The organism is Spiroplasma endosymbiont of Cleonymus obscurus (assembly GCF_964273375.1).
Taxonomy (GTDB): Bacteria; Bacillota_I; Bacilli_A; order Mycoplasmatales; family VBWQ01; genus Spiroplasma_E.
Map to the genome: position 1 here is coordinate 898,662 of NZ_CAXWWA010000002.1, position 14,665 is coordinate 913,326.

At 24.7% G+C, this 14,665-nt stretch carries 19 protein-coding genes and 1 pseudogene; 19 read left to right on the top strand and 1 reads right to left on the bottom strand.

Translation table 4 applies throughout. From position 1 onward, the window contains the following. Positions 1–109 precede the first annotated feature (109 nt). The 9 genes from ACI2WJ_RS05705 to ACI2WJ_RS05745 all read left to right on the top strand — a co-directional run bounded on the left by ACI2WJ_RS05705 (position 110) and on the right by ACI2WJ_RS05745 (position 4,536). On the top strand, positions 110–580 hold the full coding sequence (locus ACI2WJ_RS05705) for a hypothetical protein (RefSeq protein WP_400255103.1): 471 nt from the start codon (positions 110–112) through the stop codon (positions 578–580). Positions 581–794: 214 nt separating this feature from the next. Continuing rightward, entirely contained in the window at positions 795–1,742 is a 948-nt protein-coding gene (locus ACI2WJ_RS05710) for a rolling circle replication-associated protein (RefSeq protein WP_400255004.1), read from the top strand. A gap of 222 nt (positions 1,743–1,964) precedes the next feature. Beyond that, positions 1,965–2,240 carry a hypothetical protein gene (locus tag ACI2WJ_RS05715; RefSeq protein WP_281748222.1) on the top strand — a complete coding sequence of 92 codons (276 nt, stop codon included), beginning with the start codon at positions 1,965–1,967 and terminating at the stop codon, positions 2,238–2,240. Positions 2,241–2,299: 59 nt separating this feature from the next. Further along, positions 2,300–2,503, top strand: a complete 204-nt coding sequence (locus ACI2WJ_RS05720; protein WP_400255003.1) for a hypothetical protein — start codon at positions 2,300–2,302, stop codon at positions 2,501–2,503. Between the two features lie 217 nt (positions 2,504–2,720). Then, entirely contained in the window at positions 2,721–3,560 is an 840-nt protein-coding gene (locus ACI2WJ_RS05725) for a hypothetical protein (protein ID WP_400255002.1), read from the top strand. Between the two features lie 25 nt (positions 3,561–3,585). After that, on the top strand, positions 3,586–4,005 hold the full coding sequence (locus tag ACI2WJ_RS05730) for a hypothetical protein (protein ID WP_400255001.1): 420 nt from the start codon (positions 3,586–3,588) through the stop codon (positions 4,003–4,005). 15 nt (positions 4,006–4,020) lie between these two features. Further along, positions 4,021–4,146 (top strand): hypothetical protein, encoded by a 126-nt coding sequence (locus ACI2WJ_RS05735; RefSeq protein ID WP_338956920.1) that lies wholly within the window; start codon positions 4,021–4,023, stop codon positions 4,144–4,146. Further along, positions 4,146–4,334: a hypothetical protein gene (locus tag ACI2WJ_RS05740; protein WP_338960158.1), complete on the top strand. Its 189-nt coding sequence runs from the start codon at positions 4,146–4,148 to the stop codon at positions 4,332–4,334. The genes ACI2WJ_RS05735 and ACI2WJ_RS05740 overlap by 1 nt, the downstream gene beginning before the upstream one ends. A 1-nt stretch (position 4,335) precedes the next feature. Continuing rightward, a complete protein-coding gene (locus ACI2WJ_RS05745) occupies positions 4,336–4,536 on the top strand; it encodes a hypothetical protein (RefSeq protein ID WP_338956925.1) in 201 nt (66 codons plus the stop codon). 93 nt (positions 4,537–4,629) lie between these two features. On the opposite strand, the pseudogene ACI2WJ_RS05750 reads toward ACI2WJ_RS05745, so the two are convergent. Further along, positions 4,630–5,870, bottom strand: a pseudogene (locus ACI2WJ_RS05750) (IS256 family transposase). 171 nt (positions 5,871–6,041) lie between these two features. Between ACI2WJ_RS05750 and ACI2WJ_RS05755 the strand changes: the two are divergent. The 10 genes from ACI2WJ_RS05755 (at position 6,042) to ACI2WJ_RS05800 (ending at position 14,663) form a co-directional block, all read left to right on the top strand. Then, positions 6,042–6,215 carry a hypothetical protein gene (locus ACI2WJ_RS05755; RefSeq protein ID WP_400255104.1) on the top strand — a complete coding sequence of 58 codons (174 nt, stop codon included), beginning with the start codon at positions 6,042–6,044 and terminating at the stop codon, positions 6,213–6,215. A 12-nt stretch (positions 6,216–6,227) separates the two neighbouring features. Then, entirely contained in the window at positions 6,228–6,551 is a 324-nt protein-coding gene (locus ACI2WJ_RS05760) for a hypothetical protein (protein WP_400255105.1), read from the top strand. A 209-nt stretch (positions 6,552–6,760) separates the two neighbouring features. Then, positions 6,761–6,952, top strand: coding sequence for a hypothetical protein (locus ACI2WJ_RS05765; protein ID WP_342257242.1), 192 nt, complete (start codon positions 6,761–6,763; stop codon positions 6,950–6,952). Between the two features lie 2 nt (positions 6,953–6,954). Continuing rightward, positions 6,955–8,013 (top strand): hypothetical protein, encoded by a 1,059-nt coding sequence (locus ACI2WJ_RS05770; RefSeq protein WP_400255106.1) that lies wholly within the window; start codon positions 6,955–6,957, stop codon positions 8,011–8,013. 9 nt (positions 8,014–8,022) lie between these two features. After that, positions 8,023–8,232, top strand: a complete 210-nt coding sequence (locus ACI2WJ_RS05775) for a hypothetical protein (RefSeq protein ID WP_400254463.1) — start codon at positions 8,023–8,025, stop codon at positions 8,230–8,232. Between the two features lie 17 nt (positions 8,233–8,249). Beyond that, on the top strand, positions 8,250–8,873 hold the full coding sequence (locus ACI2WJ_RS05780) for a hypothetical protein (protein WP_400254998.1): 624 nt from the start codon (positions 8,250–8,252) through the stop codon (positions 8,871–8,873). A 107-nt stretch (positions 8,874–8,980) separates the two neighbouring features. Continuing rightward, positions 8,981–9,241 carry a hypothetical protein gene (locus ACI2WJ_RS05785; RefSeq protein WP_342257245.1) on the top strand — a complete coding sequence of 87 codons (261 nt, stop codon included), beginning with the start codon at positions 8,981–8,983 and terminating at the stop codon, positions 9,239–9,241. 175 nt (positions 9,242–9,416) lie between these two features. After that, on the top strand, positions 9,417–9,656 hold the full coding sequence (locus ACI2WJ_RS05790) for a hypothetical protein (protein ID WP_400255107.1): 240 nt from the start codon (positions 9,417–9,419) through the stop codon (positions 9,654–9,656). A gap of 31 nt (positions 9,657–9,687) precedes the next feature. Then, complete coding sequence (locus tag ACI2WJ_RS05795; protein WP_400255108.1) at positions 9,688–9,996, top strand: hypothetical protein; 309 nt, start codon at positions 9,688–9,690, stop codon at positions 9,994–9,996. Between the two features lie 317 nt (positions 9,997–10,313). Beyond that, positions 10,314–14,663, top strand: coding sequence for a PolC-type DNA polymerase III (locus ACI2WJ_RS05800; protein ID WP_400255109.1), 4,350 nt, complete (start codon positions 10,314–10,316; stop codon positions 14,661–14,663). Positions 14,664–14,665: the final 2 nt, after the last annotated feature.

Here is a 14,665-nt window from a genome sequence, read left to right on the forward strand (position 1 = left end):
TATAATAATTTTTGTAATTTAATAATTGTTCATTCCTAATATAGAAATTATTTCTATATTAGGATTTTTATTAAATTAAATATTGAAAAAGAAAAGGAAGAAAAATATTATGTCTAGTGAAATAAGTACAAAAAGAAAAGTAATTGCTGGTGTCACAATAACTACAGGAACATTAACAACAACCGCAGGAATAACAGCAGCTTGTGTTGCTGCAGCACCTATGACTGGTGGTGCTTCATTATTACCAGCTGCTATTGGTGGAATTGCTGTTGGTACAACTTTAATAGCTAGTGGAATGGCTACTACTACAAATTTTGAAAGAAAAGAATCAAGAATTAACAAATTTTTAAGAACAAATCCTACTATCCCCACAGTAAGAGTATCAAAAGAAAATGTTAATCCTAATGACATTAAAGAATCACGATTTAACGAATTTTTAAGATTAAGTGGTTTTGTTTCTACAAAAAGAGTATCAAAAGCAAATATTACTCCTGATTACATTAAAGTATCTAATGAACTAGCAAATTCATCAAAAGAACCAGTTATGAGAACCAGAAGTTTAACAGTAACTTCTGTCTAAAAAGAAAACAAATTACATATTCATTTAAAAAACATTAAATTATAATTCATAAAATGCATAATATAACAAAAATAATTAATTTATATTATAATTACTTTATAAATTAAGTATCGTTTTTGTTTATGTTTGCTTTTATAATTTTTTATGTTAAAATTTGTTTGTTATTAAAATATATAAAATTAGTTTTTAAAACTAGAATTACGGAGTTTTATATATGAATATTCAGCAAGATTTTTATGTTAAAAAGATTTTTTATGCTTGTTATGTTAAAAATGTAGTTTTACCTATTTCTTTTTTGAATAATATTGGAAATAAGAAAGGTAAATGTTATGTTGGTAATAAACAAAAGTTAAGAAATAATACTGTTCGTACTAAAACTAATTTAATTCAAAAAGCATTACATAATTTTTATGATAGTAAAATGTTGAGTTTTGTTACTTTAACTTATAAAGATAATATACAAGATATTAAAAAAGCAAAAAAAGATATTCGTTTATTTTTTCTTAAATTAAAAAAATGATGAAATGACCCTAAACGTTTTGAACATTTGGGAGAATTAAAATATTTTTATGTTTATGAATATCAAGAACGTGGGGCTATTCATTTTCATATAATTTTTAATAGAAAGATATATAAAAGTATGTTAGCAGAATGATGAACTCACGGTTTTAATGATTTAAAAGTAGTTAAAAAAGGTACAAATGAATTTGTTATTAAATATTTAGGAAAATATGTTACAAAAGCATTAGATGATGTTAAATCTATAAATCAAGCAGATGTAGGTGTAAAGGCTTATGCTTTTAGTCGTAATTGTAAAAATCCTATTGTAGTTCGTGGAATTAAGAAATTAACAATTGGAGATATAATTAAAGCAAGTTTTAATGCTACAAATGTATTTTATTTTAAAACTCAAAGAGATAGTAGTGGTGATACTGTTATGATTGGTGGTATTATTGAAAGTACTGTTGTAAATGATTATTTTAAAGAATATGAAGATTACGAAAGATATGTATATTTAAGTGCTTTATCGTATAAGCATTATTTACGAACTAGTGAAATCGGTTATTTAATTCAAAGAGATAAAGATGTTTTGATTTGGGCAGAGAAAGTTTTTGGTAATAAAGTTGAAAAAATAGATTTTAAGAAAAAAGTTTTACATTAGAAAAAAAACTAGTTTTTCTATATTTTTACTTGTATATATATATATATATATATATAATGGTTAATGAATACTAGTAATTACCGTAATTCTTACTAGTGTTCGTTTTTTTTATTGTATTTTTATTTTTTATGTTATAATAATTTTGTAAGTATAGGTTTACCCTACTATGCTTAACTTATTAAATTTTTAATTTAATGAATTACGGAGGTTAAGTATTTTTTTATGTTTAAAGTACAGTTAGTTAATATTGAAAAAGGGCGTATTATTCCCGATAAAAATAATAAAGGTCAAACATTAAAGTTTGATGTTTTGAAGTTTGTAGAAATAAATAAACAAACAAGCGTGCCAACTGGTCAAACACGTGATAAATGATATAATCCGGAATTTGCTAGTGATTTTAATAATTGTTTATCTACTGTTGATTTAAAAGTTGGTAATTTTTATTCACTTGAACTTGATTTAAGCGGTAATATTAAAAAACTTTCTAATTGAAAATAATTATTTTTAAAAGGGTAATTTTAAATAATTATTAATATGTTAGGAGTTAATTTTAAATTATGGTTAAAAATGATAATTGTTCATGTGAACAAGCATTTCATTTAGCAATTTATATATGTAAACTTTGTGACCAAGTTATTTGTCCTAAAAGAGTTTTACAAAACTTATATACTAAAAAATATTATTGTCCGAATTGTATATTAGATATTGCTTTAAATAAATCAATGAGACAACAAGAAAGTAAGTTAAATTATGAGACATAAGTGTAGTGATTGGACTTATGAAAGAGTATTTGGTTGTGAAATGTGTTACAGAGTTGCTAATGAAATGCAACGAATAAGAAAAGAGAATAAAAGAAAAAAGTAAAAATTAAATAAGGGGCTTATATATGGATTATATATTTTTCATTAAGCCCCAATGGATTAGATTATAATTCATAAATAAGCTCCTTATTAGTATATAAAGTAAGGAGTTTTATTTATGCCCAATGAGTTAGAACAAACTAGCAATTATACTTTAACTAAAATTTTAAGAACTGGATTAAGTCCATTAAGTGCTATGGTAGGAGTTAGTGCTTATTATGGTCAATATTTAAAAGACCCAATTTTAGGTTCTATTAATTCTTTGCTATTTAGTAAAAAATTAGGTTTAGATATATGAAATTTAAATCAAAGACCAAATACTAAAACTAAATTAATTAATAGTAGTAAAAAAATATTATTAGGTTTAGGAACAATTGGTTTAATTAATTATGCTAAGTTTGTTCAGTATGTAGATAAGTCTGTGTCTTTATTAAGAGATGAACCTTGTTTTTGACCACCTTGTCCAACTGAACCACCTAAACCAACGTATCCACCATTTACAACTGTTAAACCGATAGTTGATAATCCTTTTGTAGATTGAGATACTTATATATCTTTAAATAGTTTTGGTATATCAAATCTTATTAGTGGAATAACTGAGTTAATACCTAATAAATTTGAAGCAATAAGAAAAATTTGTAATATGGCAACTGGTGGTTGTTTAATTTCAAGTGGTGTTGCTATGGGTATAAATAATGATTTTAATAATGCTTATGCAGTACCTACCATAATTGCTGGTGCAAGTGAGATTATTAATACTTTATTGTTACCTTTGGGAAGTACATATAATAGTACGGAATTACAAGAAGTATTTACAGATGAAAGAGCAAGATTAATTAATGGTAGTGTTAATGATTATCAAAGTACAAATGACAGTATGGTTGATGTTGATTTAAATGATGATAATATGTCGGAGATTAATTTAGATAGAGCAAGTTTAAATTGGGATTATTCTTAAGCTTATACACTAGGTGGTGTTTAAAATGAGAAAATATATGCTATGAATTTTAAAATTTTTGGTATTAACTGGATGTATTACATTTGGTTTATTTTTAGGATTAATTCCTAGTATTGTAGTTTTAGGAATAGTTGCAATTAAACCGTTAGTATTTGTTGTTAGTATAGGTATGGGTTATATTGCTATTCCATGAAATAAAATGAAAAATAAAATAATGGATTGAGTATTTAAAAAGAAAGAAAATAAATTTATTAAAAATAATGATTTAAAAGTTGAAAGAAAAAGATATGAAAAACAAAAAATAGAAAGAAAATTTGAAAATTTAAATAATCAAATAAAAGATTTAAAACAAACATTAGAATTTCAAAATAAATTATTGGAAATTAATAATGAAATTCCAAAGATTAATGAACAAAATAAAACAATAAAAACGTTTATTTTATAAGGAGCGAATTAATTTATGAAAAAAGATAAATGAAAAAATATGCCAAGACAAAAGTTGCATAAGAAAAAGGCAAAAAGAAATTTTGAACAGAGATTATATGAAAATATGAGTTTTGATAGTTTTTTAGGAGGTAAAAAATAATGGTTAAATGAATAGTTGTGATAATTGCTGTGCTTGGTACTTCTTGGGCTTTTAAAGGTACTATTAAAAAGTTAGTTTGAAAATTTAAACATAGAAAACACAATGTAGTTGACCCAGATTGTTGATATTGTAAAGAACAAAAGCGTAAAGAAAGAGCAAGAAAAGAATTAGAGGAGGGAGGTGATTAGTATGCCAAAAGGATTAAGTGCTTTAATAGAAATGATTGGAGGTATTGGCCAAAAATTATTAGAATCTTTTAGTTATGTTTTTAACTGAGTATTTGCGGGTGATTCTATAATGACAAATTGACCGGTATTAATTCCAATATTTATGATGGTCTTAGTATTTATTAAAGAATTTATTGGACATATTATTCGTGGATTTAGATAGAAAAAATTAAATTTGTTTTTGGGAGGTAATAGTTATGATTAAATTATTTTTTGAGGCTTTTATGTAATCTGTGTATCTTTGTTTTACAAAGTACTAGTTTAGATTAATTCTATCTTCAAATTTTATCATAAAATGAGCAATTGCTGTATTTCAATTTTGAATGGGCATTGTTCATTTTTTTGTTATATTTTCAATTGCTAAATAAAATATTTTAAAAACTGCCATATCATTAGGAAAAACTTTTTTATTTCTGATAATTTTTCGTAATTGACTATTTACAGATTCAATAGCATTTGTTGTATAAATCACTCTTTTAATTTCTGCAGGATAACTAATAAAAACCATTAAATTATCTCAATTTTTATATCAAGATTTAGCAATTTGAGGATAGTGTTTATTTCACTTATTTTCAAAGGATTCTAAAGCCTGCATTGCTTGTTCTTCACTACATGCAGTATAAATTGGTTTTAAATCTGCAACTAGAGATTTTCTATGCTTATATGAGACATATTTCAAACTATTTCTAATTTGATGAACTATGCATAATTGATGTTCTGTTTTAAGATAAACTGATTGTATTGCTTCTGACATGCCTGTTAAATTATCACTGCAGGCAATAAGAATATCATTTAAGCCACGATTTTTCATTTCTGTTAAATTTGCTAATCAAAATTTAGCACCTTCATTTTCACTAATTCATAAACCTAAAACATCTTTTTTACCTTCTAAATCAACTCCTAAAGCTATATAAACTGATTTGTTAATAATGCGTTTATCTTGTCGTACTTTAACTACTATACAATCAAAATAAACAATAGGATAAATGCCTTCTAATGGTCTATTTTGTCATGCTTTGACATCATCAATCACATCATCAGTAATTTGTGACTAATAATACTTTCACTAATATCAGCACCCTGATATAACTCTTGTAACTGCATTCTAATATCTGATAATGTCATACCTTTTGCATATAAGGAAAGAACTTGTTGATCAAAACCATCAAATCTTCTCTGTCTTTTTGGCACTATTACAGGAGTAAAATTACTATTACGATCTCGTGGTACATCAATCTCAATTTTACCTTGTTGAGTTATTAATTTTTTTGAACTTATACCATTACGAGCATTGTCACTATTACTATGTTGATTTTTTTCATATCCTAAATAATTTTGCATCTCAGAATTCAACATTTTTTCAACTAAACGTTTTGTTAATTCTTTATATAAACCCCCTTCTTTAAAAACTGTTGTTAAATCTTCAGTATTTTCTAATAATAAATCTACTGCTTTTGATATTGGATCATTATTATTAAAGTTATCTTTTTTAGCCATCTGTAACTCACTCTTTCTAGTCATTTAATTATATTTACTAGAATTAATTAAACATAGTTATTTTTGTAAGTTACACAGATTACTAAACATTACCTATTTTTTGCAATAATTTTTGTTTTTCCTTTATTAGGTAAACTTTTACCTTCTTTAAATAATATTGTGCAAAATATTTTGCAAAGTTATATTACTGATTTTTCTGGTTTACATAATTTGTCTTTGGTTATTAAAAGTTTTATTTTTGGTGATAGTTCACAACAAATAGTTTCAATGCCAGCACCATTGTTAGCAATTATTTTAGTGCTTTTTACTTTTTCATTAATTTTAAAATTATTAAAAATAATATAGGAGTAGTTTATTATGGGTGTTGCTTTTATTTCAAAAGTTTTAGAACTATTTGGACAAATTTTTATGAAATTTTGAAATTTGCCAATAGCAGATTTAGGTTTTAATTTGGGAACTTTTGTTGTTTTTATTCTTTTAATAAAGTTTGCTATGTCAGTTTTTTTAAATATTGATATTCAGCCAGTTTCTACATCGGGGACTGTAAAGCAAAGTTATAGAAATATTAAAGGCAGTTCAAAATTTGTTGGAAAGCAAATTGCTAAACAACATGAAAGAAAACGTTTAAGAAATAAGGCTAAGGGTGTTGAAAATAAAAAAGGGAAGTTTGTAGGTACTTAATTATGAGTGATTTTGTGAATAGTATATTGCATTTAATTTTTATATTTTCTAGTAATGATATTGGTATATTTTTAAATCAAACTAATATTACTGATGAAGTTTATATTTTGTTTAATTTGACTTTTTGGTTGGTATTAGGTGTTTTTTTTAATTTTATTTATCGTAGTATTAAATTTATTTTTAGGTCATTGTTTGGGTAGGTATTAAGTATGAGTGTTTGAGATATTTACAATAAAATACATCAATGTATAGTTGATTATTGAACTATGTTTATAGGTAATCCAGTTGATGATTTTACTACTATTTTATGAAATTTAGTAGTTTATGGAACTCAGTTTTTTATTGGATTTATTATATTTTATGGTTTATGATGAGTTTTAAGATGTTTGTTTGGTAAATAATTATGTGATTTAAATTTGCTAAATTATTTTTTGTTGTAAATACTTCTGTTCAAGCACCAACTAGTTTAATTGCTTCAAATGACCCTAATGTTGTTAATTATGATATTACAAAAGAAATGGTTAAGCATGTTAAATACCATAGTTTTGATGATTGAGCAACAATTCCATGAAATTCTGCTTATTTTGATGTTGACCAACCAGATTTAAAATTAGTAAGTGGTGAATTTATAGGTAATAATGAAGGTTTATATACGTGTTATTATTATAGTGATACAGTTGGTGTTCCGTCACAAATGATAGATATGGGAACTGGTGTTTATACTTTTAATAGAAAACAATTAGATGAATTTTCACGTATTATGTTTAATCATAATTATGTTGCAAAGAATAATACTAATAATTTAAATTTTGTTAATATTGGTAAAAGTATTATAAATTTTCAAACACAATTAAATTTTGAAATTGATAAACCTTTAAGTTTTTATATTCAAGGTTTTATGTTTTATTTTGAATATGAATATTTTAAAACTTTTACTGCTAATTTTACTTTTAGTTTTTTAGATTATGTTGGTGATACAAAATATGTTTTTAAAGGTAAAGTTGATAATGATATTTATCAGCAAGATTTATATAATTTTGTTACTATGCCTATTCGTGTTCCAAATTTAAGACATTTAACAGTATTTTTTGATGTTCATGGTGAATCAACTAGACCAACTTTTTCACCACAGTTGAATTTTGGTCAAATCAATATTTTTTCAAGTGAAAATATAACGCCAGTGCCACCAAATAGTCCTTTTAATCCCGAATATGAAAGACCAAGTTGATATGATGTTTTTGCACATTTACGTAATGCTTTTAGATGAGTACTTTATGGTGTTGTTGGTAAAGTTTTACCAGTTGAACCATTAAGACAATTTCTTTTTACAACAGATAGTTTATTACGACATATTTTTTCAGATACGATTAGTACTGCTTTAAATGTTGATATTGTTAGTGGAATAGAAAATATTATACCTTTATGATTATTTGTTAGAGCAATTAGTTTAATTATAGGTTAGGAGTTTATTATGCCTTGATATGGTTATGTGTTATTAGTTATAGGTTTGATTATAATTATTTATCCAATTCTTATAACTATTCGTAATGTTAAAATTTTAAAACGAGTTGGTAGTTATATTATTTCAGCACCTCCAAGGACTGGCAAATCTGCCCTTGCTTGTTGTTTAGCACAAACTCATAAGAAACGAGTAGTTAGAGTCCTTTCCCTATTAAGTTAAAGACTGGTTATTCTTATTTGGTTAATTATAACGATGTTTTTACTTTTAATCAGTTAGCAAGTAATTATGCTTTTGAGGAACAAGATTTAATAATTTTAGATGAATTAGCATTAAAAATAAATTCTAATGATTTAGGAGTACAGTTTAAAAATCAACAAGAAAGTTTAGGACAATTTTGTAAGTTAATAGGTCACATGTTTAATGGTACAATGTATTTGATTGAACAACACCCTAATAGAATACCAGTACAAGCAAGAGAAAAAGTTGAGTATGTTGTTCAAGTTAAACGTATGCGTTTTTTGGGTTTTATTGTTATATTTAATCTTAATTTATATACTAATATTGAGGATTATAATAAAGTAGTATTTTCACGTCGTAGAACAAAGAAAATGATTAAAAGAGGTATTATGCCTCCAAGTTATAGTGGTGAAGCAATGGCTATGACTTTATTTTTTCCTAGACACTGGTTAAAAAGGTATAATTCACGTGCTTTACATTATGTGCATGAACTTAAAAGTGAATTGTCGCCTAAGAAATATCTTAAAGAAGCAAGTAGTATTGATATGAATTATAATGATATTAAGTCTGCTGGTTTGGATAAATTAGATAATATTTTGAAGAAAAAAGAAAAAAATAAATAAAAAAATAGTATAATAAATAAATAAAAATTATAATAAATATAAGTTTTTAACTCATTATCTTTTTTAAAAGTAAATGGGTTTTTTTATTTTGAAAGGAAGATATAATTATGAAAATAGAAAATAATTATAAGGAAAATCAAGATTTGAATAATAATTTAAATTTATTAGCAGATGTTGCTTGTAAACAAACATTATTGTTTTCAAAATGTGATGAAGTTAAAGAATTTGTTTTTGGAGAAATTAATAAATTAAAAGAATATGCAATATATTATAATAAAAATATTAAAAATTTAGATATTAAAGAAATAAATAATTTAATTGAAAATGAACTTTTAAAAAATGAAAATTCAATCTTACTAAAAATATAAACAAAAATATAGTTCCAGCGAACCTGCTGGAACTATAAATTGGGTGAGCCACATAGTGGCGAGGGACGTAGTCCCTATATACTTGAATAAATGTTCATACCTAATATAGAAATAATTTCTATATTAGGATTTTTATTAAATTAAATTTAAATGAAAAGGACAAAGATTAAAAGATATGCCTACAAAAAATCAAATATTATTTAGCAAAGCAGAACTTAAAGGGCTTACTAAAACACAAATACAATCATTTACAAACACTGTCAATAAACAAGAAATTGATAAATTTATTTTAAGTATCATTAAAGCAAATGATAATAATGGGTTACCAATTTGAAGACAATTATTGCAACTATTAAGTCCATATCAAGTTTCAACAATTAACACCAACTTAATTCCCTTATTTACAAAAAAATAATTTACTGCTTTATGCTTTTTCAAAAAAACAAATGAAAGCACTTACAAAAAAACAAATTCAAGCATTTACAACAGAACAAATAAAAAATTTCAGTTATAATAAGTTTTCGCTACTAGAAAAAGGAATGAGAAAAGCATTAAAAACAATTAATAATCAATTAACAATAGAATATGATTTTTATGAATTTAAATTTCAAATTGAATCATTAACTCCAAAACAATTAGAATGATTTACTTCTAATCAAAAGGCAGCATTTACCAAAGAACAAATACAAGTTTTTACAAAAGAACAAAAAAAGCTTTTAATAAACCATCTATACAAACAAGAAATCAACAATTAAATTCAAATTTTAATGTGAATAATATAAATGCTATTTTTGAAACTGAACCATTACCTAAAACAAATAATTCAATAATACCTTCATGATAAAAAGTAATGCCTAATATTTAGGCATTACTTTTTATTGCAATTAAATTATTTTGTTTTTATTTTTTATAACTAAAATTTCATACTTTTTTTTATATAAGAATAAGAATTTTAATTAAGTTATAATTAAAATATGAAATTTGATTAAACATTAGAATAATGATTTAATATATTTTAATTAAAATATAGTTATTATTGTCAATTATTTAGTATTAAGAGAGGGAAAAATATATGAATCAAGATTTACAAAAACTTTTCCATGAAATGGATTTTAATGATGTTAATAATGAATTTAATCATGCTACTATTAAAAAAGTACAATATTTTCATCATAATCAACAAGTAATAATTACCATCAACTTACCTAATTTTCTAACAACTACTACTTTAAAAAGTTTTGAACAACATTTTGAAAAATTACCTGTTTCGAATATTAGTGTCGATTTTAATGTTTCCCTTACTGCTGATGAATCAACTGTATTAACATATTTTCATTATATTAAAACTCATAAATTGCAACTATTAGCTGGCATTTATTATTCTTTACCCGACTCAGCAATTAATTATAAAAATAATATTATTACCATTACCATTCATAATAGTATTGAAGAAAAATTAATAACTAATGAATTTTTACAATTTATTAACTACTTTCAACAATATGGTTTTAAAAAAATTCAATTAAAAACTAAAATAAATAAAGCAGAGCAACCATTTATTAGTTATGAAAATGAATCTAAAGCAGAAATTATCAAAATTACTAACAATTTAAAAACTAAAATTCCTAACAATAATATAAGTAAAAATTTTAATACAACTACTTATCGCAAAAAAGCAAAAGTTAATTTAGAAATAACAGACCCAACTCATAGCATTAAAGATATCATTGGCGATGAACCCAATATTATTATTAGTGGTAAAGTTTTTAAAATTAATAAATTTTTAACTAAAACTCAAAAATGATTTTATTCATTTTGAATTACTGATTATAGTGATGCAATTACTTGCAAAGCATTTATTAATAGCGATCAACCAGATGAGAAATTTGATAATATTAAAGTTGATGATTGAATAAAAATTAATGCTAATAGTCGTTATGATAATTATAGTAAAGAACAAGTACTATGAATTGATGATTTAATTATTGATTTAAATAATAAAAATACTAACAATAATGATGATGCTAAAACTAAAAGAATTGAATTTCATACTCATACTAAAATGAGTGCTATGGATGGTATTACTTCAGCAAGTGATTATATTAATCAAGTAGCTAAATGAGGACACCAAGCAATTGGTTTTACTGATCACTTAAATGTACAAGCATACCCAGATATTGCTAATGCCGCTAAAAAACATCCAAACTTAAAAGTAATGTATGGTGTTGAAATGGATTTAATCCCCAATAATATTAGTATTACTAAAAATAATATTAATACATCATTATTAGATTTAGAATACATTGTTCTTGACTTAGAAACAACTGGTTTATCAACCAATTACCACGAAATTATTGAATTTGGTTATACAATTGTTAAAGACAATATGATTTTAAAACAAGATACAATTTTAATTAAACCAAATAATTCCGTACCTGAACATATTACTGAACTTACTAGTATTACCAATGTTATGTTAAAAGATAAACAAACATTACAACAAATATTGCCAACAATTATTGAAATAATTGGCAATAAAACAATAGTTGCTCATAATGCTAACTTTGACTTTGGTTTTTTACAAGCAGCAATGAAACAATTGGGTTTCATGCCTTTAAATAATCCTGTCATTGATACTTTGCAATTATCTAGAGCAATTCTACCACAACTAAAATATTATCGATTAGGTACTATTTGTCGTACTTATGGCATTAAATATGATGATGAAATTGCCCACCGTGCTGATTATGATGCTAATGTATTAGCACAAGTATTTTTAAAAATGTTACAACAATTAAAAACAGAATTTAATTGTATTAATTTACAAGAAATTAATAACTTAATTAATGAACAAATTAATTTTAAACTTCGTGGTGAACATATTACTATTTTTGCAAAAAATCAATTAGGATTAAAAGATTTATATCAATTAGTTTCACTATCTCATACAAAGTATTTTTATAAAACACCAAAAATCATATCAGAAGCAATTAATGAAAATAGAAAAGAATTATTAATTGGTAGTAGTTGTATAAATGGTGCTGTTTTTGAAACAGCATTAAATAAAAGTGAAGAAGAACTAATTAAAATAATGAAATGATTTGATTTTATTGAAATCCAACCACCTGCTGTTTATAAACACTTAATACAGTTAGGAAATATTACTAAAGAACAATTACATGATACTATTAAAAAAATTATTAATAATGCTCTTAAATTAAATAAATTAGTAATTGCTACTAGCGATGCCCACTATTTACATCCCCATGAAAAAATGTATCGTGATGTTATTATTAATAGTAAAGCAATTGGTGGTTTGTTACACCCATTATTTGATCGTAAAGGTAAAGTTACATCATATCCCGATCAACATTTAAGAACTACTAATCAAATGTTAACAGAATTTAACTTTTTAGATGACCCTAATTTAATTAATGATATTATTATTAATAATCCTTTGCAATTAGCAAAACAATTTGAAATGGTTAAACCAATTAAAGATGGATTATTTACACCAAGTATTGTTAATGTTGATACTAAATTACGTAATCTTTGTTATGAACAAGCATGAAATCGTTACGGTAATCCATTACCAACATATGTAGAAAAACGTTTAACTCGCGAATTAGATGCAATTATTACTCATGGTTTTGCTGTTGTTTATTGAATTGCACACAAATTAGTAGAAAAATCTTTACAAGATGGTTATCTTGTTGGTAGTCGTGGCTCAGTTGGTTCATCTTTAGTAGCTACTTTTGCTAACATTACTGAGGTTAACCCACTACAACCACACTATTTATGTCCACAATGTAAAACTAGTGAATTTATTAGTAATGGTTCTTATAAGTGTGGTTATGATTTACCAAAAAAAATATGTTCACAATGCAATATTGATTTAATTACTGATGGTCATGATATTCCTTTTGAAACATTCTTAGGATTTGATGGTGATAAAACACCTGATATTGATTTAAACTTTTCTGGTGAATATCAAAATAAAGCTCATGATTTTACTAAAGAAATGTTTGGTGAAGAAAATGTTTTTCGTGCTGGAACAATTTCAACAATTGCCAATAAAACAGCTTATGGTTATGTTAAAGCTTATGCAGAAAAAATTGGTCAATCAGATATGCGTGCAGCAAAACTAGAGTTACTAAGTCAAGGATGTGTTGGTATTAAAAGAACAACTGGTCAACATCCTGGTGGTATTATTGTTGTACCAAAAGAATATAATATTAACGATTTTACACCAATTAATTTTCCAGCTGATGATACTAGTTCTACATGAAAAACTACCCACTTTGATTTTAATGCTATTCATGATAATTTATTAAAATTAGATATTCTAGGTCACGTTGATCCAACAGCATTAAAAATGTTAGAAAATTTAACTGGTATTGATCCAAAAACTATTCCTAATCAAGATGAAAAAGTTTTATCATTATTTTCTAATTTAAGTGCCTTAAATATTACTAGTGATGATTTACTTGGCGAAAAAACAGGAGCAATTGGTATCCCTGAATTTGGTACTGGTTTTGTTCGTAAAATGTTAAGTGATACATTACCTACTTCATTTTCTGAATTAGTACAAATATCTGGTTTATCACATGGTACTGATGTTTGATTAAATAATGCTGATGAATTAATTTCACAACAAGGTTTAAAACTAAAAGATGTAATTGGTTGTCGTGATGATATTATGACTTATTTAGTATATCAAGGGTTACCAGCAAAAATTGCCTTTAACATTATGGAAGATGTCCGTAAAGGAAAAGGCATTAAACAAGAATATGAAAAGTTAATGCAAGAAAAGAAAGTTCCTAATTGATACATTAAATCTTGCAAAAAAATTAAATATATGTTTCCTAAAGCACACGCTACTGCTTATGTATTAATGGCATGAAGAGTAGCTTGATTTAAAGTTTATTATCCGCATGAATATTATGCTACTTATTTTACAACAAGATGTGAAATTTTTGATATTAAAACTATGTTACAAGGCATTGGTGCTATTACTAATAAATTAAAAGATATTAATAACAGATTAAGAAAAAATGATGGTCAAAAAAATACAGTTACTACTAAAGAAAAAGATTTAATCCCATTATTAGAAGTAGCATTAGAAATGAATGCTAGAAATATTAAATTTAGCAATATTAGTTTAGAACATTCTGATGCTAAACTTTTTCAAGTTAAAGTAATAAATGGTGAAAAACAAATTTTACCACCTTTTATTACTTTAGATGGATTGGGTGAAATTGTGGCTAATTCAATTGTTAAAGCAAGGAGTGAACAAGCAATTACTTCAAAAAATGATTTACAACTACGAACTAATATTACTAAAACTAATTATCAACTATTAAATGAGTTAGGAGTATTAGAACATTTAGAAGAAAATACACAATTAATGTTAGAATTATAATA